The 562-nt window shown below is 53.0% G+C and carries 2 protein-coding genes; both read left to right on the forward strand.

The genetic code is table 11. The features are described 5' to 3' along the window. Positions 1-340 (forward strand): transposase (locus tag HRQ87_RS20015; protein ID WP_174140215.1); only part of this gene is annotated, 340 nt, incomplete at its 5' end. A 42-nt stretch (positions 341-382) separates the two neighbouring features. Then, the coding region (locus tag HRQ87_RS20105) for a hypothetical protein (protein WP_217430529.1) at positions 383-562 on the forward strand (180 nt) is incomplete at its 3' end.

Genomic DNA, 562 nt, shown 5'->3' on the forward strand with positions numbered 1-562 from the left:
TATTGTGGCAACTGTTGGAAGTGGTGCGCAATTCCAAAGCGGCAGAGATCTGTCCGCTTGGCTGGGCCTGACGCCGATCAAAAAGTCGACCGGCGGCAAGGAGCGTTTGAGGCGTATATCAAAGATGGGTGATCGCTACATTCGACGATTGATGGTCGTTGGCATGACATCCCGCATCAAACAGATCAAAAGCACCCCAGAGAAGTTCGATCCATGGTTCGCCGACATATTGCAGAGAAAGCCTGCCAAACTGGCCGCCATTGCGATGGCAAACAAGACTGCGAGGATCATCTGGGCCGTGCTCTCGCGCAATGAACCCTATCGGACACGAACAGTCTGATACGAACGATGAGAACAAGGAGATAGCAAGACCCATGAAGTGATGGCGGACAAGTCAGCCGCAACATCAAGACACCCCGCGCTTTGTCCAGGACGATATCTGTCCGTCTGCGAGAATGGGGGCTTGATCAGCGGAAACCATCAAGGCCAGCGGGCTTTAGTTCCGCGCGAACAGGCCGAACACAAGACCGTATCTGACAAATTGCCAATTGCTTCGAAAAAA

The organism is Parasulfitobacter algicola (assembly GCF_013315265.1).
GTDB classification, from domain to species: domain Bacteria; phylum Pseudomonadota; class Alphaproteobacteria; order Rhodobacterales; family Rhodobacteraceae; genus Parasulfitobacter; species Parasulfitobacter algicola.